This window comes from Shewanella sp. 10B (assembly GCF_023475885.1).
GTDB classification, from domain to species: Bacteria; Pseudomonadota; Gammaproteobacteria; order Enterobacterales; family Shewanellaceae; genus Shewanella; species Shewanella mangrovisoli.
Genome location: NZ_JAMDJO010000011.1, coordinates 1 through 20,474 on the forward strand (window position 1 = coordinate 1; position 20,474 = coordinate 20,474).

Annotated in this window: 18 protein-coding genes; 11 read left to right on the forward strand and 7 right to left on the reverse strand. The window is 44.7% G+C overall.

The features are described 5' to 3' along the window. The first annotated feature begins 1,021 nt into the window (after positions 1-1,021). On the forward strand, positions 1,022-1,822 hold the full coding sequence (locus M0415_RS20095) for a DUF559 domain-containing protein (RefSeq protein ID WP_249556672.1): 801 nt from the start codon (positions 1,022-1,024) through the stop codon (positions 1,820-1,822). 92 nt (positions 1,823-1,914) lie between these two features. Here M0415_RS20095 and M0415_RS20100 read toward each other — a convergent pair whose 3' ends face one another. Next, positions 1,915-2,220, reverse strand: coding sequence for a hypothetical protein (locus M0415_RS20100; protein ID WP_086904800.1), 306 nt, complete (start codon positions 2,218-2,220; stop codon positions 1,915-1,917). Between the two features lie 19 nt (positions 2,221-2,239). Beyond that, positions 2,240-2,572: a DUF2375 family protein gene (locus M0415_RS20105; RefSeq protein WP_349627971.1), complete on the reverse strand. Its 333-nt coding sequence runs from the start codon at positions 2,570-2,572 to the stop codon at positions 2,240-2,242. Positions 2,573-2,754: 182 nt separating this feature from the next. Between M0415_RS20105 and M0415_RS20110 the strand changes: the two genes are divergently transcribed. The 5 genes from M0415_RS20110 (at position 2,755) to M0415_RS20130 (ending at position 5,648) form a co-directional block, all read left to right on the forward strand. Continuing rightward, complete coding sequence (locus tag M0415_RS20110; RefSeq protein WP_249556670.1) at positions 2,755-3,747, forward strand: DNA replication terminus site-binding protein; 993 nt, start codon at positions 2,755-2,757, stop codon at positions 3,745-3,747. After that, positions 3,747-4,178: a hypothetical protein gene (locus M0415_RS20115; protein WP_123115279.1), complete on the forward strand. Its 432-nt coding sequence runs from the start codon at positions 3,747-3,749 to the stop codon at positions 4,176-4,178. Before M0415_RS20110 ends, M0415_RS20115 begins: the two co-directional genes overlap by 1 nt. Before the next feature lie 47 nt (positions 4,179-4,225). After that, complete coding sequence (locus M0415_RS20120) at positions 4,226-4,639, forward strand: hypothetical protein (protein WP_123115278.1); 414 nt, start codon at positions 4,226-4,228, stop codon at positions 4,637-4,639. A gap of 35 nt (positions 4,640-4,674) precedes the next feature. Continuing rightward, positions 4,675-5,004: a hypothetical protein gene (locus tag M0415_RS20125; RefSeq protein ID WP_123115277.1), complete on the forward strand. Its 330-nt coding sequence runs from the start codon at positions 4,675-4,677 to the stop codon at positions 5,002-5,004. A gap of 80 nt (positions 5,005-5,084) precedes the next feature. Next, on the forward strand, positions 5,085-5,648 hold the full coding sequence (locus M0415_RS20130) for a hypothetical protein (protein ID WP_086904794.1): 564 nt from the start codon (positions 5,085-5,087) through the stop codon (positions 5,646-5,648). A 290-nt stretch (positions 5,649-5,938) separates the two neighbouring features. On the opposite strand, the gene M0415_RS20135 is transcribed toward M0415_RS20130, so the two are convergent. From M0415_RS20135 to M0415_RS20155, 5 genes are all read right to left on the reverse strand, one after another. Continuing rightward, complete coding sequence (locus M0415_RS20135; RefSeq protein WP_249556669.1) at positions 5,939-9,775, reverse strand: conjugal transfer protein TraG N-terminal domain-containing protein; 3,837 nt, start codon at positions 9,773-9,775, stop codon at positions 5,939-5,941. Between the two features lie 12 nt (positions 9,776-9,787). Beyond that, on the reverse strand, positions 9,788-11,197 hold the full coding sequence (locus M0415_RS20140; RefSeq protein WP_123115275.1) for a conjugal transfer protein TraH: 1,410 nt from the start codon (positions 11,195-11,197) through the stop codon (positions 9,788-9,790). Between the two features lies 1 nt (position 11,198). Then, on the reverse strand, positions 11,199-12,188 hold the full coding sequence (gene traF / locus M0415_RS20145) for a conjugal transfer protein TraF (RefSeq protein WP_123115274.1): 990 nt from the start codon (positions 12,186-12,188) through the stop codon (positions 11,199-11,201). 94 nt (positions 12,189-12,282) lie between these two features. Next, positions 12,283-13,002: a hypothetical protein gene (locus M0415_RS20150; protein ID WP_086904790.1), complete on the reverse strand. Its 720-nt coding sequence runs from the start codon at positions 13,000-13,002 to the stop codon at positions 12,283-12,285. A gap of 8 nt (positions 13,003-13,010) precedes the next feature. Next, the gene (locus M0415_RS20155) at positions 13,011-13,625 is read right to left on the reverse strand and encodes a hypothetical protein (RefSeq protein WP_123115273.1); all 615 of its coding nucleotides are present in this window, start codon (positions 13,623-13,625) and stop codon (positions 13,011-13,013) included. 401 nt (positions 13,626-14,026) lie between these two features. Between M0415_RS20155 and mobI the strand changes: the two genes are divergently transcribed. The 5 genes from mobI to M0415_RS20180 are packed head-to-tail and all read left to right on the forward strand — an operon-like array spanning position 14,027 to position 20,474. Continuing rightward, positions 14,027-14,587, forward strand: a complete 561-nt coding sequence (mobI, locus tag M0415_RS20160) for a conjugative transfer protein MobI(A/C) (protein WP_140374499.1) — start codon at positions 14,027-14,029, stop codon at positions 14,585-14,587. A gap of 11 nt (positions 14,588-14,598) precedes the next feature. After that, positions 14,599-15,441, forward strand: a complete 843-nt coding sequence (locus M0415_RS20165) for a hypothetical protein (protein WP_123115271.1) — start codon at positions 14,599-14,601, stop codon at positions 15,439-15,441. Continuing rightward, the gene (gene mobH / locus M0415_RS20170) at positions 15,441-18,035 is read left to right on the forward strand and encodes a MobH family relaxase (RefSeq protein ID WP_249560520.1); all 2,595 of its coding nucleotides are present in this window, start codon (positions 15,441-15,443) and stop codon (positions 18,033-18,035) included. Before M0415_RS20165 ends, mobH begins: the two co-directional genes overlap by 1 nt. Beyond that, a complete protein-coding gene (traD, locus tag M0415_RS20175) occupies positions 18,025-19,932 on the forward strand; it encodes a conjugative transfer system coupling protein TraD (protein ID WP_123115269.1) in 1,908 nt (635 codons plus the stop codon). Before mobH ends, traD begins: the two co-directional genes overlap by 11 nt. Further along, positions 19,929-20,474 (forward strand): hypothetical protein, encoded by a 546-nt coding sequence (locus M0415_RS20180; protein WP_123115268.1) that lies wholly within the window; start codon positions 19,929-19,931, stop codon positions 20,472-20,474. The genes traD and M0415_RS20180 overlap by 4 nt, the downstream gene beginning before the upstream one ends.

Consider the following 20,474-nt stretch of genomic DNA (forward strand, 5'->3'; position numbering starts at 1 on the left):
GCACCTCGGCACGACTAATCAGCACCATGGCAACGCGGCGCCGGGCAGCTGGTGATCGCAACTCGATACCTTGCCCGGGCGCGGGTGCCCGGCCATACAGGATCAATGGCCAGTGCCCCGGCACGACTAATCGGACCCACGGCAACGCCGCCGGGCAGTTGGTGATCGCAACTCGATACCTTGCCCGGGCCCGGGTGCCCAGGTCATGCAGGATCAATGATCAGCACCTCGGCACGACTAATCAGCACCATGGCAACGCGCCGCCAGGCAGCTGGTGATCGCAACTCGATACCTTGCCCGGGCGCGGGTGCCCGGCCATACAGGATCAATGGCCGGCGCCCCGGCACATCTAATCAGCCCCATGGCAACGCGCCGCCGTGCAGCTGGTGATCGCAACTCAATACCTTGCCCGGGCCCGGGTGCCCAGGTCATGCAGGATCAATGGTCAGCACCTCGGCACGACTAATCAGCACCATGGCAACGCGCCGCCGGGCAGCTGGTGATCGCAACTCGATACCTTGCCCGGGCCCGGGTGCCCAGGTCATGCAGGATCAATGGTCAGCACCTCGGCACGACTAATCAGCACCATGGCAACGCGGCGCCGGGCAGCTGGTGATCGCAACTCGATACCTTGCCCGGGCGCGGGTGCCCGGCCATACAGGATCAATGGCCGGCGCCCCGGCACATCTAATCAGCCCAATGGCAACGCCGCCGGCCGCAAGTGATCGCCAGCTCGATACCCAGGGCGGGCGCGGGGCCCGGCCATACAGGATCAATGGCCGGCGGCCCGGCACATCTAATCAGCCCCATGGCAAAGCCGCCGGGCAACAGGTGGAGGCAGGTGATATATGGGATGATGAAAGTTGCTTTTAGAAAAGCAGATAATGCATGATGAAAATTAGCCGCTAGATAGCGGATGTATCAGTCATGAGCTTTACCATGTTCATTCATGCACTATCGGATACAGCTATCAAACTTGTTCATACATATAGAGATAAATTGGCAATATAAGGGGTGCTATATGGTCATGGCCACTAAAGATTGGAACGGAATAGATGAGTCCGATAGACCCTCCCAAATTGAGGTGATTGAAGAGTACGCGCGAGGTAAAGGTATAACTAGATCCCACAAGGAGTACAACATACTCGCCAGCAAAATTGGCGACTTGCCGGCACTATTGATGCTCACTAAGAAAAAGGACAGAAATGTTAGTAAATCAGGATTTTATAACGCCATTGAAGTTATTACAGGCATTGCTGACAAAAAACCAATCAATGCATCTATAGCAGTTTCAGGAAAAGACTCTAAGCTATTAGGTGGTTGCTTGAGTGTGGGAGGTGGTTTCCTCCAGGATGATTTCGATAATATGAAAGGCTTGAGTGTGGGACACTTTAGTTTCGAGCTAGAGAAGCCTGTACCGCGAAACCTTATGATAGATGGCGCTCGAGGCAAAATCGTCATTGATCTAGCAGTTACATTAGAAGCATGGATAACCAAGCCTGATGGAAAACGTGCCTGTATTGAGTTAGCACGTGTCGCAGTTGAATTTGATGGTCCGATACACGTTAACGACGAGAATGTTAGAAAAGATAAACTTCGAGACTCCGGGCTCCATTCATTGGGATACAAAGTGTTTAGAGTGCAGACTCCATACAAGTTAAAAGGGCATGGCTCTACGCGGTTAAACCGAGAGAATTCTGAAGCAGAGTTAAAGAAGCACATTAACAATATCAAAGAATCTCTACGAAAATCTCTCTATGAGTTTGAAAATTACTATCATTTTAGATATAAGCTTTGCCAGTCCACCAGTTTTCAGGGATGAACATTCATCCCTCGGCGCAAGGCTCTTGTTCCTTCATTACAGATCGAAGAGCCAATATAACTGGGCAGAGCATATGTTCTAAATGAGCTCCATTAACCAACTTCCAGTGTCTCAGCCTGACATTGAATCACTTCTAAAATGCAGTGGTCTATGAACATAATCGAATTTCGGACTCGAATCACCAGGTGAATATCATGGCAAATATCTAAGGTGAGTAGATCGGAAAGGTCAGTGTGATAGCGAAGAAAGTCAGACAGTGCTATCCCATTTTTCTTAAGCAAAACAAAGAAACCTGATGGCCCGATACTAGATAGATCGAAGAATTGGTCTTCAATCGATTTGGCAATCCTTTCAACGGCCTCAAGCGAGCGAATCAGCTCATCGTAATCGACAACCATTAGAGTGACCTTCAACAAATCAGTTGTTAACGAGGAGTTTGGGTTCCGTATATATACGGTCCCCCAGCCGGTTCAACACTGTCACATTCCCGGATAACACTGCGATTATCATCTTGTCTTGCTTGAATGCATTAGGCAATATCACTCGGCCCCCCTCACCTACATTGCAATCATTAAGAACTCGTGATTCCAATAACACTGAGTCAACTGATGAATAGAACAAAACTGTAACGCACGCAATTTTCATGATGATCCCCTGTAGAATTGTAGAATGGGTGTTGGCACTGGTCATTGGGACAATATTAATGAGAAAAAAAACGGATCTGCGACTTAAAGTGCTCAAAATGGGCATTGAAAAATTTAATACAACATCAAGTAGCCAGTAAGATCAGTGGTAGGCAGATAAGCGGGCCTGAATTTTGCCGCCGTAGTTGCCGAGCGTAGAATAACTGGGAGCGGGCGTATTTTTTGGGTTTGACAATGAGCAGGTTCGGGAGTATACCTACAGTAAGTAGTCAGTATGCGGTAACAGATATGGCCGAGCGTGCAATACTCAATGATCATATGAGAAATAAGTTCCACCAGCTCCAAGCAGAACTAGATGCCTTTGGGGATAGACTCTTGGATGTTGCTGACTATCTCGAGCTTTACGAGTTACCACTTATTGAAGTCGCAACGGAGCAGACTGAGGCAGATGAGTCAGAGACAATTAATGTTGTTAAGACTCATCGGGAGAGTTTTACTGGGCGGGTTTACCTGAAAACGGCATTTTGCAAACTAAGACGTGACCCATTTAAGTACAGCACATATTTGGCTCATCGTTACCCCGGCTTTGTGGTGATCCCCGAGGCTCACAAAGAAGAGATTATCCAATGGATAAACACCATTAACGAACTCAAGGCCGAGTTTAAATCCAGCGTAAAGCAAAATTTCAGAACCAGGCAAGCCCAACACAAAAACCTCCATAAGGAAATCGAGGGCCTTGTCTTCATGGATGCGGTTAGATTACTCCAATACAGTGACACCACGGTCCATACAATCTCTCTGTATTGGCAGAAAAAAACCATACAGAAACGATTGAGCAAGGAGGAAGCACTCGCTGAACTGGAAAGTGGTAAAAACAACCCGACGTTTGAATACTTGTTTGTTGATAAGGCCGCAAAGGTACAAGTCATTGAAGAAGAAAAAAGTTTAGTCCGACACATACCCTCAGGTTACGACATAACAGAAATTCGGCAAGCGCGGGTTCAGCCGTTCTATGACTTATGGGAGAGACCAGCTAAACATACAAGGAACCGAAAGTTATGCTCACGTAATGCGTCACTGCCGGTGATTATCTTTGGCTCTATACCTGAAGTAATAAACCCGCTAACAAGTTATTGTGCTGATAGTAATGAAAGAGATTTCATAGAGAAAATTGAAGAGAAATACCGCATATTCAATAGGCGAAAAAGTTGGTTTCTGGTACCAAAAAAAAAGGGGTATTCGGATTATAGGGTTGATAACAACGAAATTGGGGCTGACTAATGAATATACGACAATTAATGTTTTTGCTGTCAGTCGGTGCTTTTGCGCTAACAGGCTGTGATCAGGTTAGGGATATTGGGAAGTACACAGGCGAGATATATGGCATGGCCGGCTTGGCACAGACAACTCTAGTCTTTGCTCCAGGTTACGTGATCGACGTGGATGGTCAGGATGTTTCTATAGCGGGGTTTGACGAGTGCCCGCATCAAAGTTCATTGATGACAAGGGTTTTTAGCCCCTCACTTGATGATGGCAGCAATGGCTGCATTGCTCTCTCTGATGATCGGCAAACAGTACCTGTTATTATTTTTCTTCCGTCCAGCCATGTCGTCGAGGATTGGGAAATTATTCGTGAGTCAGGAGGCAAGGTCTATCAACGAACCGCCTTGAAGCGGCCAAGCGGGGAGCTGGTTGTGCCAGCGACTCTTTAGCCATCAACCAATAAATCCGGATACCTAAACAAAGTAAGGATATAGCCATGGTTTCTATCGCATCATTGCTACTTGCTACTGCATTAGCAAACGCCGCCGTACCGGTGAAGTATGAACATCGGCCCTATGAGCTAGAGCAGATGAAGATCTACTTAAAAGGCCAGGCTATTTATGATCTAGAACATCTTCAGCCGGGGTTTGTCGCAAAAGAAGGGTGGGGTTACAAGAACCTTGACCAGCGTAGCGTTCAACAGAAGCTTGTAGACAAACTCTACACCAACCAAGTGAAGACTATGGCCATCAACCACTTTGATTTCAACAGAAGCGGCCTGAGCTCTAATGAAGCTGACACAGCCTATGGAGAGAAGGTTGGAAAAGCAGTATATGAGACTCAATACTTGATTAAGCCGTTAGATGTTTATGTGATCTATGGGCTACCTTCGAGCGTACTAAAAAAATGACTGAAGCATTCTACCCTATCAGAAAGAACACTTTAATGATGGCCACAACACTAGCCTTGCTACTGCCATTTATTCTACTTTGCATTTCTAGCGTCACTAACATGATGCTTTACGGGTATGGTGTGCCGCTATCTTGGTTGTTTCTAGCGGCTTTACCATTGCTGGGCTTTGCTTACAAAATACAAGTTGTCCACACCCCTGAGCTTTTATACATCAGGCGCTACATTTTTGCTTTACCGCTACATACAAAATCGTATCACTTAAAACCGAATGATGTAGTGGCCTGGGTACCCGGGCGAAAGAAAGGTGCATTTAAGTTAATGTTAAATAAGCAGAGTTTAGGCTTGCTTATCGATAATCCTTAGCATTAGATCACAACTTTTCAACAGAGTTTGCTCTAATTTCATGTAGAATTAGCCCATGTTGGGCAGCTTATGACCTCATAATGAAAAAACTAACATACGAAGAAGCCAAACAATATATTCGTGAATATTTCATTTCTTCCGCGAGTGAATACAAAAGGTTCCGCGAAATTACCATAACAAACAAGGAAATACTGCCTTCAAACCCTAACATCTACTACTCTAAAGAATGGACGTCCTGGAATGACTTCACAGGCTTTGAACAGCAACCCCAAAGAATCTCATTTGAAGACCTGCAATCTAAGGTAGCTGAGCTCGACATCAGAACAAAAGAAGAATTTCGCCTGGCTGTCCGGAAGCGCGAAATTGATGCGCCCTTTAATATCTCTAAAATTGAGGGATTCAGCAATTGGAGTCACTTATTGCCATCGAATAAGTATCTCGCATTCGGAGATCTGGTTCTTTTCACTCGCACTCTTAACCTACGTACCCAAATGGACTGGCGCCAATGGTGCAAGGATAACAAACGGCCTGCAAATGTTCCATTCGACCTTTTACGTGAATATAAAGGGCAATTCAACGAATTGCCCTTAGAGAAGAAAATCAGTTTTTGGCGATATATCTTTGTCGGTCCGTCAAAGGATTAATGTGTCTTAAGGAAGGTGCGAACAAGTCCCATGTGTGCTCTGCGTCGGTTTACAGGCCTGGATGCAAGGCGTGGTTCGCCGCAAATGGCCCTAGTCCTTTGCAAGAAGCACAACACAGCAGGCAGGCTTGTAAACCACGCCCTTCGGGGCTTTCACAGCAACCGGCTTTCTGCGTTATCCGACTTCGACAGGCCCCGGCATGCCTTCAGTCAGATGCCTTGAACGCCAATTGCTGTGCAAGCCAGAGTGCCACGAGGACTTATTCGCACCTTCCTTAATGTATGCCACGACTAATAAATTGAATGTGGCTTTTTAGTGCCATCGTTGAGTTCCTGTCCCGCCTTATCTCCCGAATCCTCTTTGATACGAACTCTCACATTCTCAATAGTTTGATCGATGTACGCCTTCTGTTCTGGATTCAACAGAGCACCCATATTCTGAGCCATTTCCTCGATGGTATTAAGTCTTGCAGTAATGCTATCGCGCGACCCTTCCCTGTCACCCGATGGATACCAGTAAGTACCAGATGTCATAGTAGTGCCATCAGATAGGTCTCTTATCATCGCGTATTCACCTCTGCCAGTTTCTTGAATAGACAACATAGACTCAATATCTTCAGCCGCATTGATAGTCTCGTAGCTAAAGAGTTTGCCATCGCTTCCAGATGAAGCTTGTTGCATCACTCCCAGACTCTGCATCGCGGTCAAATAAGTTCTAGCAGCATCACCCTCCACCTGTTCAGAGTTTTCGATCGCTTGTGTTACAGCTTTAGTCTCAGTAGAGCCTGGATTGTAGTCCTGCAACCAGTTAGCACCTTCTGAGAGCTTCGCCAATGTATTTTGATCGAATAGACGTTTGGACTCATCTGTACCTTCACCGTAACGCCCATTCTCATCTTTCCCAAGTATCGTGGTCATCAGCTGGTCGTTAGAGAGCACATTGATCATTTCCTGGGCGTCTCTCGCCTTATCACCATCCATTGACGCTAATCTGTCCTGCATTGAGCCTGTACTAAACGCATCAAGTTCACTGATAGAACCAACTGCAGCAGCATATTCAGGACGATAACTAGAGATATCGGCATTGTTTTTCACTTGAGTCTCAACAAAGTTATTGAAAGCTGTTTCTCCATCAGGTTTCACCATATCGGCGCCTTTACCCAATATGGGCTGAACTGCATTCAGTACAGAAGTAATTGAAGCCTCAGTAACAGCCAAGTCATTAGCTCGAGCCTCCAACTCTCTCTGTTTTGCTTCCGAGGGTTGTTCTATAGGTCCTGTTAACACATTTCCATCATTATTGAACCGTTCAGCATCTTGCTTAGCTGCCAACTCAACGTTTTCAAGACCATTTTTAGCCTCACTTCCAGCATTGCTAACCTTGGTTTGAGAAGCACCTTCAGACTTAGCGTACTCCTGGTTAAATTGTTCACTAGAGGGGAGAACTGGCGTGCCTTGAGCTAACTCTTGCTGGTTTTGAGTTAATGCACCTGAAACCCTGGCCATATCTTGAAGCGTATTTAGCTTATCTTGATACAAGGACTCGCCGGCATCAGCATTAACCACTCCTTTACCCGCCAACGTCTTGTATATGTCCCGGTTCATAGCAGCATCTCGTTGCTCTTTCTCTATATCAACACTCTTGTTTCCACTGCTGTTGGTCTGTGTGTCAATAGAATCAAGTCTGTCAATAAACTGCATTAGAGCACCGGCTCGCCCTTCACCAATTGGGTTCACCGACTTAGATTCACGGGATTTCATCACATCAGCAGACTTGTTTTCCAACCATTTATCGCCCGTAATTCCGTCGACCTGAGTGTTTTTAATGCGTTCCCATAATTCAGGATTTTGACTAGATAAGTATTGCTCTAGGTTCTGGGTCTTCAAATCCGTTGACAATCCGGCGACATCCAATTGCTTCGAGCTAGATACTTGCCCTGATTGGGTTGCCATTCCAGATAGCATCAGTTGTTGTTGCTCGGCTGCCTGAGACTGCTGTGTAAACGACCTGGCTAGTTTGGCATTCTCCTGAACCGTGCCAATATCCGAGAAGGAAGTACCTTCTGAGCCTGTAGTGATCTTAGACAATGCCGCGTTTATCGCATCCTTCTTACCCTCGGTTTTACTGAGAGCACTTTGATAATTCTGGTTGGTTTCCTGACTACCATTAGCATTCAGTCCTAGGGATGTCTTTATGTCAGCGTTTGCCGATGCCCCTAACTGGCCAAAGAAACCACTTTTATTTTCATCTCCTCCTTTCCCACCGCCTTTACTACTACTTCCAGTAAATAGCCCAAAACTTAAACCTCCTTCGACGCCAACTGAGACAGCGCCTCCGGCCACTAACTGCTGAGCCTCCTTCATGCTCATACCTGTAGCTTGGGAGACTGCATTGGCAGCAGCTGAAGCATATTCAGACATGCTTGAGGCTCGATAATCAGATGACGTTGAGCTAACAAAATCGTATTGGCCAGCGGAACTGTTTCCAAATATATTATCTAGCGCCTTTTGTGCGCTCGCGGCATAGGTTTGGGCCTGAGATCGCATTTCGCTTGCGCCGGCGGCAGAGCTTCCTCCCATGGAGCTGCCAATGGAGTATTGGCCCATAGATGTCGTCGCAAGGGAGTCACCATTGATATACCGACCATTATTGTTTTCAAACATTGATGTCTGATTGCCATAGGAAATTTGCCCATTATTGACGGTGGCGCCGGTATCAGGCGAAAGACGTTGTGAGTTAATGTTGGGGTCAGCCATTGCTTGTTTAGACATACCCTGAATCGCGTGAACCCCTCTGTATAAGACAAAAATACAGATAGGCGGGATGATGGTATAAAGCATTCCTGAGATACCAATATAGCTATTGGCAGTAGCGAACTGACTATCAATGGACGAGAGACTAAACTGACTTTTGCCTACTGAAACAGCATCTGTGAATCGGTTGGTCATAGCTAGGGCAGTGAACATATTTACCAATACAATCATTACGGACCAAAGTTGTACGAATGCCCAGGCTGCAAAATACTGCCCAACGGCAAACAAGCCCTGACCAGATACGGATAACACCAGCGCCAGAAAAGGTACAATAAATACAGTCAGTGCCTCCAAAAATGACTGCATAACTTCGGCATTTTCCATCCAAAATTCTTTTTTAGTAGCATTCGCCAATTGCCGTTGTCTCACCGTATCAAACATGGCTCGAGACACCTGCTGACCATAAGGAGAATTGGTAAAATAATCGCGAAATACGCTGCGTAAAAATGCGGTGTTTGCGAGCTGAAGAGAAGACTCAGCGGCAGGAATGACCCCCTGGGCGCCATATTGTTGAAGAAAGTTACCAACTTCATTCAAATCAACACCTTGGGCTAAAAGCGAGTTCTTCATGTTTTGCTGAAAATTGGTTTCACTCATCGCCACAGTCAATTTACTGTGCAATGTCGGACAATCTACAACCACACCTGCTGGATTATTGGCCTCGAGGTAACTTCTACCTTCTAGGTTAACGTTCTCAACCCTCATCAAGGGGAAGATGTCCCGCGGTTTAGCTGACAATAACTTATCAATACCATTGCTAGCATTTGGCGTGATTAAGTTGCTAGCAACAAAACACTCATTCAGATATGAGTTGAGTGTTTTGCATACGTTGTAACCCTGGTCAGCATCATTTGGGATACAGGTATCTGAATAGTTGGTATCCGACAAATTCACAAAGTGTTGGATTGGACTTAAAGCCTGCCATGAGTCAATGTCAGCTATAGAAAACGCCTGAGCCATGAAATCTGCAATTGTTGTACCGGTGGAAGTTATCAGCCAGCCACCGATAGCTGGCAATAATGGTACATTATCTATTATCTGGAAAGATGAATCGCGCTTTGAAACAACTCTTACGTCTGTGAGACTCTGAGGGCCTAACAAGGCCAAGATCATAATAATTGAGAACACAAACCCCTTTGCAGGAAAGGGGGCCTTTTCTTGATTCATAGCCCAGTTTAGTGTGTTCCAGAGAAGGCCAAGCACCAATGCAGAGGAGATCATTAGATAAACATCATTCGTTGACCATAGCCTTGCTATGCCACGAAAGACTTCAATCAAGAACGTTGGATTACCGACCGAGTAAATTTCCCACATACCTGGCCCACCCTAGCGACTTTTGGAAATTAATTGGAGAAGAGAAATAGTTTGCAAGCTCTTGTTATATTCAGCAATTTTGGGATTAAGAGACTTCTCAATGAAATCGTTATATTGATTGCGGACCTCATCAACATTTTTGCTCAGTTTACCCATACCAACGGGGAAAATAGCCCCCTCTTCCATAGTTGAGGTTTGCTTATCTAGCGCATTTTTTGTCGTAGTGATGACGTCTTGCATCGTGTAATTCATGGCAGACACTACGGCTTTATATGCCAAAAACTCGCTGTATGATTGTGCAAAGTAGTCATCGGTACCGAACGTTTTCATCATAGATAGCATATCCGCACCAAACCATTGCATCAGTTTTGCCTCATTAGCTGTTAATGGCTGGTTGGGTTGATGTACCAATTTTTGCCACAGGTTATAAATGTCCTTTCGTAATTTCGGTAATAGGCGTGATGTTGTAGTGGTTGCGGTAGATATTGATGTGCAGTCTGCGTTGTTACATCGATAGTATTTGAACGCAAAGGACTCTGAATTCGAGCCTACATTTTGTGGATCGAAAAAGAAATTCACGAGAAACTCGGTTCCCAAAGATGGGTATGGATTTATACACGTCTTTTCATCAGAACTGGCTTGCGCAGTACACTCTGTAGGATCTGTGGAGGTTACCGTGGTCCCAAGCAAACTCATGACCAACTCAAACTTTTTCACTGGGCCAAACGTATTAAAGAATGCTCCATTTGCCTCAATATCTTCAAATGCTTTAAACGCCGAATTCATTGTTATTTTGGCGCCCGTTTCTGCTGCTTTAACAGAGGCAGACTTACCCGCTCCTGGGCCAAAATAACCATCAAACGTATCGGCGGCCCCCCCAACCTCAACTGTCAGATTGCTAAGGGCGTTGCTAAGTGCATTAGATTCTTGTTGAGGTGTGGCGTCGCCGCTATAGACTTCCGAAGCAAGCTTTTGACCTATCCTGCAACCATTAATATTGAAGCGGTTGACTTGATTAATGAGATCTTGAAGTTCTGACATTACACTGCCAGCCATAGGAGAAATCGAATCTATGGCGATTTTAAATGCATATGTGGCCGCGCCTTGCATAATTCCGCGTCCGACTTGTGACAATTCATCACCGGAAATCATCGAGAAACTTCCCGCAAAGAAATCTATATCTCCGCAATCACCCACACTTAGATTAGGTGTCCTTGCACTAACAATCGGTCCGACTTCAGTCCTAGGCGGCCGATATGAAAATCCACCTAAGTTCACGCCATAGCGACCGTTTTGGAGCTGTGAAACCCCGGGCGTTGAAGTGGAATACATACCATTAAAAATATCCTGCATGGGATCTGAATAAACAGGTAAAGATGCTGCCAATAATGTCGCTAATGTCGTTAACTTAAGTTTCAACATATCAGTTTGCTCTTACTTTGGAGGGTAAAAATGGAGTACCTATTGGGGAGTCAGACAGGTCAATACGGTCTTGAAGCACACTAAGAAGGACTCCTGGCTTATCAAGATCCGACTGGCTAATTTCGATATTCCCATTACTCAAGACATTGGAGCCCTTCACCGTCTGTACAGATTCAAACTCACTATCCGAGATCCAGTCATATTTATGGGCAACATCGATCAGCGTATTTTGAAGCTTAGGTAATGAGGCGACGCCATTGCTAACAACGTCGAATTTGCTAGCATCATTTGAAACAAGGTATGTGGTCGGCGTGGTTGTTATATTGAAATCCCGGGCGACCTTTCCATCGTGATCAACTACCGTCTTATCTTGAGGAATTGTGGGAATAATCCCGCCATCAAGTGAAATATAAAGTACATTCATCCCATATTGCTCTTCTAGCGACTTTAAAATCGGTAATTGCTTAAGGCAGTAAGGGCAAGTGCTAGAGAAGAAAAACCAAAGACCTGCTTTCTGAGACACTTTGTTGATCACCGGTCTTTGAGCCTTCAATAAATCACGTTTGTACTTAGACAAGACGAACGATTCAGTAGGGCGGCGATGCTCCTCGGACAGCCAGTTTGCATCTTTACGAAAAAAATCCGTACTCGAGCTAGCAAATTTTGAGCTCATATCGATCATTACGCGTTGAGCCGCATAGTAGGCCCCTAAGTTATCAACAGTCGGATTACTAATGGCTGTCATGCGAAGCTTGGGGATGTTGTCTTTAAGCCACTGGGCATCGATGGTGACAGTCTGATCTTGAGGTACATCATCATTTACTGGTTCTGATGGCGAAGGTAACTCTTCAACTGGTATTTCCTGCGGAGGGGGGGACTCATGCCAAAACCAGCCTCGTTTAGACTGGTTATAAAAGTCATCACCAGCTACTGTACTGGTACACACTAGGCCAACAATGGGAAACACCCAGCAACGATTGAAGATACGCATATCCACCCCTTTTTGGTACGTAAGGGGAATAATATGGCTTTTTTGATGCTGGGTTACTTAGTTCAATGCTCAAATCGAGCATTGAAAATTATACCTATCCTGCAGCTCGCTGTCCTTGGATTGATTTAACTTCATGATTCTCTATCGTATGTTGCCTGTGGAAATGATTCATACTATCTAGTGCAACGGTGGCAACGCGCAATTCACGCTCTTGCTTGGCGATTTTTTCCTGGGTACGTAATCGACGTTGAGCAGCTTGTGAAGCGAGTTCTTTGGTATTAACAGCTTCATTCTCAGAATTATTTTCTAATAATGCTGCCTCAGCACAAACCCAGCATTTATTTCTAATGTGCAATGACTCGTGAATAAATCGATTCTTACACCCCTTTGATGAACAAGTGGAAATCATATACTCATGATCAATGACTTTTTCTAGTAAGCAGCTGAACCGGGATATATCACAAATTTGCTCATCTATAAGAACAGGAAATTGACACACTGCCAATTCAAAAGCATCTATTACTTTATCAAGACGTACACCCGCTCGCAATTGATGGTCGCCAGTTACATTTCCATATATCTTAAATAGAATATTACTATATTTAAATCCTACATGAGTACGAGTCCAACTAGATGAGAAACCTCGCGAAAATGAAAGATTTGCATCTCTGGCATCTATTTTATTTAAAAAGCGTCTTGACACTCCTGGCAAATATTTCATTATGAGAGATGGCAACATTCCCCCTTTTGCAGCCCTCTCTGCTAAAATATAAGACTCACCCAATCTGCTTTCTGTATCTACATTATGACTCATAGATCATCCTACACATTCAAAGAGAATAAAGAATATTCAACACTAGCAATTCCCTTTGCCCCAAGATCAAAAAACGACACCAAAGGAATAGACTCATTAAAAACAAACAGCGGTGGTACACTTTCGTAGTAATGAGAGGTATTAAAATCAAAATAATCAACTTTAATTTTTTCAATTACACTATCTGTTAGCAACAGAAGACCTTGACTAAATGAAGGTGCTAAAAACACTGCTCTTAATACAACCTCAAAAATTGAAGATTGATAACGCAAAAAATCGTTACCTAAAACATCTTCGCAATTGATATTATTATTTGAGGTCAATCTATTATTAATAAGCTGGCCTATGTTTTCTTCTGCGTCCAAATGATTTACCCAATACTCAAACAAACAGGTGTTGGCAAAATCCTTCCTCGTTGCAAGTACCCAGAAATTTAACCTATTTACATAGTTGCTCCAGGCATGTTCATCAACAGCCCGCAACAATGAAACTTCTTCAGGTTTCAAATTGAATAGCATCATCCCAAGATCTGGCGTCTGAGAAACGCACTGCTTCAACGCGATCAAGTATCGTGCCTGCGCCTTCAATAGCGCTTCAAAACATTTCCTCTGTTCCTGTTGCATATCGCAAAATCCTAATAAACCACTTACGTAACACAGACCTGTTTTACTCTATACTTATTTAAACATACCACTTGCTGTAAAGATATGACTAGTGTCAATTTTTTAACCGGTAACCATTTTTTGACACAACAACGAAAAAAATACGTCACAAAAGTTCGTGGCAGACACCGTGGGGGAGTGCCCAATGTGACGGCTTGCGCCATGGCTCCGTAGCCAGATTGGTTACTCACATTCCGCAATGAAAATGTTGAACAAATTTCTATATACGTAGCAAAAAACATTGCAAAAAAGTGCGCGATTAAGTTCGTACCATTTTTCGGATAGGCCGTAGCAAACCGCTGACGGTTTGCTACAGATAGTTATTTAGGTAAACAACAACTCATCCTCCTGGGTCAGAGGGTTTGCGTTTTCAACGCTCATTTTGGGCGTTGAAATGTGATGCGCCGATTTGCCAAGGTGAAAAAATACTGGTGATTAACTGGCGAGGTAGTTCTGTGTCACTTGAAAAAGATAGTTTAGAAACGGCCCTAGAAACCATCACCGATGTCTATGATGAAATGGTAGATAAGGCTCACCTATTAGTTACCAGCTACTGGACCGAATGGAAGGATGAGAATAAGCGGATAGCCAATCTCAATCAGCGACTAGGTGATGAGAACTATGTCCATATGGGGCGTATCGCTCCGCGTTTAAAAAAGGCCACCAATACACACCGAGTATATTTGGTCTGGACTGATTACAAGGTCACCCCATATAGAAAGTTCCAAAATAAAAGATCTGGCGTTGATATAAAGCCTAGTAAACGAACGGGTTACACCTGGTCACTTATGTCAAAACGGGCAAACACATGGGAACGAGCTTTCTTCGACAAATACGAACCTCTGTTTATTAAGTTAAGAAAAGTTCTGACTTTAATAGCGGATCAAATAAGCATGTTAAAAAAAGCCTTAAAAACAATATAGGAGATGGTCATATGACTACAAAAATTGAAGATACTAAACGCACCCCAAAATCAAATAGCAAAGACACTATTCGCAGAAAAACCGGTGTGGCTGAACTTGAATTCAAATCTGAAGCTGTATTTCTATTCATGAGAAGTCGCTCAGGGCGTACTCTGAATAATGCAATGTACAGAATTGCCGAACTATTCAAGATGACAAATAACGCAAATAACCTAGAAGTATTCAATCAACTGAAAGAGTGGTTCAGCAATGAGATAATTGGCAAAGCGCAAAAAGAAATTGAGAAACTTATTGCACATTATGAGAAACTACAAGAGGAGAGTATCTCAAGCATTAATTTTGTCGACATAAAAAACCCAAGCATGAAAGTCAGATTTGATGTTATCCATAAAAGTCACATGGCAGTTATTGATCTGATTTCAAAAATCGACTTCATAATGGATGATATTGAAGCGATGGAGTTATCATCTTCATGGAACGAAGATTCAGTTGAAAAGGATTCGCGAACACAAGCCCTGTATATCCTCACTCAAATTTCGATGAAAGTTTTCAGTACCACAAAACCTGGGAAACGAGAAGGTGGAGCATTTAGTGCTGAATTTTTCATTGAGGGGTTAAAGAGTGGAGTCTTCACTTTATATCCTGATGAAACCATTAAAGGTGAGCCAGGTGTTAATGAGGTAAATAAACTCGACGATACTGAGGGTCAGCCAGCAACTAATTTAGATGATACTGACAAAGGTGAAAGCAAAGATTCAACAGTTGAAGTTAAATCCGAACCGGCAGCAATTAAACCCAAAAAAGCTAAGGCACCTATTGAATCTGAGCAGGAAGAACTGTCAGAGGCCGTCTAATGAGTTTAGGTATTAAGGTTAAATATCTGCTTGCCAGAACGAAGGATAATATCCAAGAACGTTTTGGCAAACATTTTTCAATTAGGAAGGCGGATAGACTCAATCAGCAGATTGAGTCTGAAGCTCAGGTATTAGACAACCTATTACACTATCCTCTAAAGAATTCGCTTATCCCAATTTCCAGTGCTGAAATGTTAATCAGACGGCACGATGCGAAAATCAAGATAATAGAAAGAGACATCGGGCTGGCTATAGATGGTGCCCAGTTTGCCCAACGTGATTTGGTATTGCACACCATTCGGGAATTTATAGGCTATTGCCATCTCATCCCTGCTTCTGAAATGGATCACCATCAATACATTGGTGGCCTGTTAGAACACTCCCTAGATGTGTCTATTCGCGCTCTTCAGAACGCTATGAGCTATATGCTAGATGAGATGGGCTTAATCGACGAGGACCAAGCCAGGAGACCTCGGTACGAATATGCCGCCTGGGTATGTGGATTGCTTCACGATGCCGGCAAGGTTATATCAAATGTTCAGGTCATTGGGGAAAATGGGGAAGTATGGCACCCGCTGAACGAGAACATTTTTGAGTGGGCCCAGAGAAACAATATTCACCGTTACTCCGTCATCCATAACAAAAACCGACTGCAGAATGACCATGAAACCAATTCGGTTCATTTCTTGCCGCTCGTGTTGAACCGAATGGCTAAAGACTACCTACTTGGAAGCCATGACGATTTGTACTCTATGATCACTCAAACATTAGTACATTATCACTCCTATCGTGGCTACCTCTTCAACGCGGTGAGAAAAGCAGACTCAGATTCAACCTACGCTGACTATGCCCGTGTTTGGTTACATGACTCATCTCGAAAAAAATCACTCACAATGGGAGTCGTCAATGCGCTTCGTATGTTGTACTCAGACTGGAAAGTAAATAGACCTGGTTCAGACGTTTTTATCTTCAATGGTGAAGTTTACTTGGCTGCAGAGCGACCAATCAGACAGGTCATCGAAAAGTGTCTCGAGTACGATATAAAAATCCCTACATCCAGCCGAGCGCTCATTAGCATTCTCATCGACAAACGAATCCTGTCTGCAATGAGCAGTAAGAGTACGTTCGCAAATTTATACCTGGGAAAATACAGTGAAAACGACATCCACCAGTTTATCGAGCACCGAACAGGTGAGTTGGCGAAGACCTCGCCAATAACAGTTATTAAATGCGAATGGCCAAACTTTGTCATCGGCGATAATCCGCTCCCGAACAATGTCATGGGCTCGCTGCGCTACAACACTCAGAAAACTCTCAATGTGCATCAACTCTATAATGATGATGGTTTTTCAGTTGTCACCCCCAAAGTAGAGATACCACCGGAGGAACCAGCAGCCCCTAAAGAGCCTCTAGGGTTAGTTCAACCAGCGGAGAAATCGCCACAATCAGCTCCTTCACAACCAGGAACTAAGAAGGACTCCCCTAAACGCGGCAGTGCTAAGAAACCTAGTTCCAAAAGGAGCCCAGCAAAAACACCTCAACCAACGTCCTCCTCGACCGAGAAAAAAGCAGCTAATAGAACGACCGAGGTCGACCAAGTTGATGCATCTACTCAAACAAATGGTCAGTCTGCAACCGATGCGCCACTGCACTACCCTTGGATGACGAAGAAGCGAAGGGCGAAACCGTTGGATGAAGCTTTACTGAAGCTGTTAAACAATAGTGCTCCCGATTCCATCTGGACAAATGACAACCAGGAGGTCTGCATAAACTTGGACTTCCTCACCACTGAGTCAGGCCAAAACAGACCACAAATTCTTAATGCGTTGACCTTCCTACAAATGCTGAAGCTCTTTGACAACAAGCGAAATACCAGCGTAATGAATCTCAAGGGTACCAAGGTAACCTATATCGTATTGGCCGATGATGTGGCTGCTCATTTTAAATTAGACAAAATCAGTAAAGGCCAACCTTGCCAGGATCAGACTGAAGCACAACATAGCCTCCCCCTCGAGGATTCGACCGCCGCAGAGACCACCAGCGATACTCCTGATGCACCGGTGGCCTCCAGTGATGTTCCTGATACACCGGAGACCACCAGCAATACTCCTGATGCACCGGTGGCCTCCAGTGATGTTCCTGATGTACCGGAGACCGCCAGCAATACTCCTGATGCACCGGTGGCCTCCAGTGATGTTCCTGATGTACCGGAGACCACCACCAATACTCCTGATGCACCGGTGGCCTCCAGTGATGTTCCTGATGTACCGGAGACCACCAGCAATACTCCTGATGCACCGGAACAGGTCCCAAAGAAAAGTACGCGACAACGTAAGGTTCCCACTCAGCCGGTGATCGACCATAACGGTGAAGAACCATTATCGGTTCATGAGCCAGAAACAATGCCGTATCAAATGCTTTTAAAAATACTGAAAGACATTGATAGCTCACTCACCCGGAGTCAGCTCAGGGCAATGCTCAAGGCAGAAAAAATTTCACCTATGACAGATTCCGAAGGAAACATTACGGTCTGCATTCCCTCTGTTCAGCTTGAAGAACTGAAATGGAAATTGAGAAATAACAATGAGAAATAGAAATAGCATCACCTTCTCTGAAACCATCTATCGTCCTTTGTACGAACTTAACTCCGCGTATGTATACGTAGGAGCTGGGATCACGACAGCCATAGTGGGAGGGTTCAATACGCAAGAAACCGCGGCAGATATGCCACTAATCTTCGCTGGTGGCCTTGTCGGCGTTGGTCTAATTAAGATGCTCGCAGCCTATCCTAAGATGAAGATGCAACTGAAGCTCTTTGTCAATAAGTTAGAGTTCATTGATATTGGACTTCTAAGGTTTATTAACCGGGCAGAGCAAAACTCTCAACCCGAGAACTTCCACCATACAAACAAGCGTGAGTTATTCATCGGTAGAGGGTTCGAATGGGGGCCTGTACAGGCCCAGCGCGCATATCAGATAAGTGATATGACTAACAATCATGAAGAAATTGAGCTGCCATTTGCCCTCAAACCAATTGTCAAATATTACAAGAAGCACACCCTTTCTCTGGGTGGCAAAACATGGATACACGCTCTCGGTGACGAGCAGGACATCCTGGTGAACGAGGAGGTCTTCTATGGCCATACGTTCATTACAGGGCAAGTGGGCTCAGGCAAAACGACACTGCTACGTCTGTTAGGTACCGGTTTTCTACACATGGGCAACGCACTGATTATCATCGATCCTAAAGATGATCATCAGCTTAAGAATGGATTACGTGAAGAGACCCAAAAGCTAGGTATCGAACATAAATTCTATGAGTTTTGCCCTGCCCGGCCGAGTGAGTCTTGTGCGATTGATATTCTCAAAAACTTTGCCACGCCATCTGAGATCCCCACGCGTATAGCTTCATTGCTTAAGACAGGAGCTAACGCAACAGATTCGTTCATTGAATTTGGTTGGCAAACTATCTCGCAAGTCACTGACGGAATGATTTACTGCTCAGAAAGCCCCAAATTAACCGAGATATACCGTTACATGAGAACGGGCAAGTCCGAGTTGCTTCAGAAAGTGCTCTCAGTATTTTATCGCAAGCGATTTGGCAACAACTGGCAGGAAGAAAAGTCAGAGATCATGCTAAACATGGGAGAGACACTTCTACTTGGCATGTTGAGTTTCTACAACACCGAAATCCCCAGTTCTGAAAAGGAAGCTGCTGTCGATGATGTGGTCCAATTCGTCACACACAACCATGAACACGCTCAAAAAATGCTGGCTAGCGTTTTCCCATTATTCAAGGTGTTATGCAGTAACCCTCTAGATGAGCTGCTTTCTCCTAAACGTGACACTGATAGAGAAGTGATCGACATCAAGCGGGTCATTCAAAACGGTGGTGTGATTTACTGTGCCTTAAACTCGATGAATGACCCCCGTACTGCTGGCCACCTTGCAAAATTGCTACTTGCCGATGTGTCAGGCTGCTTAGGATTCCGTTACAACTATGGCAATGGGGAAGAACGTCGCCTCAGTATTCTTGTCGATGAAGTACACGCCGCGGTAGCAGGAAATGACTCGCTGCTCAACAACCTGGCCCAGGGTCGTGCAGCCAAATGTCAGTTTGTTTTGTCCACACAAACCATACCAGATTTAATAGACCAGACAGATGACGCAACGGCAGAGCGCTACCTTGGCCTATGCAACAATTACTTCTCAATGAAGGTAACGGACTATAAAACTCAGGAATACGTGTCCAGACAATTTAGCAAGACAAACATTCGGGATGTCGGCGTGCAATACGCCATCCAGTCGGCAACCGGACAAGGGTTGACCGAGTTTTCCGGTGGTTATAAGGAGAACGTGACCAAATCCAGAGAAGATATGTTCCCGCCGGCACTCCTAGGTGACTTACCTAAATTGCAGTATGTGGCGCGACTTGCAAACGGTCAAAAACTCAAATGCAAGCTCCCCATTATCACAGGAAAGAGTCAATGAATATCAAACAACTTACCGCTAAACATGGCGGGGTGCAGCAAGTTTATGACCGTCTTCACAGCTACGTGGGTGGCAACACCCTATTGGTCTGGAAGGATCTAGCTTTAATTGACTCAATCATGGTCAAAGCGTCGCTCGCCTGGGAGTCAGAGTTCGACAATGGTATTGAGTCCCAATTCACGGCATTTGCACAGGCCATTTTGGGGGAGCTATACAAGATCAGCCATTTCAAGGTGAGCTACAAAGTCACGGCGCATGAACGGATCTACTGGGATTGTGTGAACCAGACATTTGACGACTTCCGCAAGCAGATAGAGCTCGAGTCCAAATGGGCTAAAAAGTGTAAAGTCAGTGATTGTTTCTCTCCTACCGCAACCTGTGATTGCTTGCGAGTCGAATATATTGAAAAACAATCTGAAATACCGGAAATGTGCATCTGCATGTTGTTAGCGAGGCATGTATTTGATCGCCGGCAATTGAATATGCTTGGGCTTCCCTTGCCGAATATGGATAGCGTCTATCGCTTAGGCCAACCAATTTAA

Bases quoted from the DNA above. Each gene is read 5' to 3' on its own strand.
- M0415_RS20125 (WP_123115277.1), top strand. From the start codon at position 4,675: ATGATGGCCACAACACTAGCCTTGCTACTGCCATTTATTCTACTTTGC.
- M0415_RS20100 (WP_086904800.1), bottom strand. From the start codon at position 2,220: ATGGTTGTCGATTACGATGAGCTGATTCGCTCGCTTGAGGCCGTTGAA.
- M0415_RS20120 (WP_123115278.1), top strand. From the start codon at position 4,226: ATGGTTTCTATCGCATCATTGCTACTTGCTACTGCATTAGCAAACGCC.
- M0415_RS20105 (WP_349627971.1), bottom strand. From the start codon at position 2,572: ATGCCCATTTTGAGCACTTTAAGTCGCAGATCCGTTTTTTTTCTCATT.
- M0415_RS20180 (WP_123115268.1), top strand. From the start codon at position 19,929: ATGAATATCAAACAACTTACCGCTAAACATGGCGGGGTGCAGCAAGTT.
- mobH (WP_249560520.1), top strand. From the start codon at position 15,441: ATGAGTTTAGGTATTAAGGTTAAATATCTGCTTGCCAGAACGAAGGAT.
- M0415_RS20165 (WP_123115271.1), top strand. From the start codon at position 14,599: ATGACTACAAAAATTGAAGATACTAAACGCACCCCAAAATCAAATAGC.
- M0415_RS20115 (WP_123115279.1), top strand. From the start codon at position 3,747: ATGAATATACGACAATTAATGTTTTTGCTGTCAGTCGGTGCTTTTGCG.
- M0415_RS20140 (WP_123115275.1), bottom strand. From the start codon at position 11,197: ATGTTGAAACTTAAGTTAACGACATTAGCGACATTATTGGCAGCATCT.
- M0415_RS20155 (WP_123115273.1), bottom strand. From the start codon at position 13,625: ATGCAACAGGAACAGAGGAAATGTTTTGAAGCGCTATTGAAGGCGCAG.
- traD (WP_123115269.1), top strand. From the start codon at position 18,025: ATGAGAAATAGAAATAGCATCACCTTCTCTGAAACCATCTATCGTCCT.
- M0415_RS20095 (WP_249556672.1), top strand. From the start codon at position 1,022: ATGGTCATGGCCACTAAAGATTGGAACGGAATAGATGAGTCCGATAGA.
- M0415_RS20110 (WP_249556670.1), top strand. From the start codon at position 2,755: ATGGCCGAGCGTGCAATACTCAATGATCATATGAGAAATAAGTTCCAC.
- traF (WP_123115274.1), bottom strand. From the start codon at position 12,188: ATGCGTATCTTCAATCGTTGCTGGGTGTTTCCCATTGTTGGCCTAGTG.
- M0415_RS20135 (WP_249556669.1), bottom strand. From the start codon at position 9,775: ATGTGGGAAATTTACTCGGTCGGTAATCCAACGTTCTTGATTGAAGTC.
- M0415_RS20130 (WP_086904794.1), top strand. From the start codon at position 5,085: ATGAAAAAACTAACATACGAAGAAGCCAAACAATATATTCGTGAATAT.
- M0415_RS20150 (WP_086904790.1), bottom strand. From the start codon at position 13,002: ATGAGTCATAATGTAGATACAGAAAGCAGATTGGGTGAGTCTTATATT.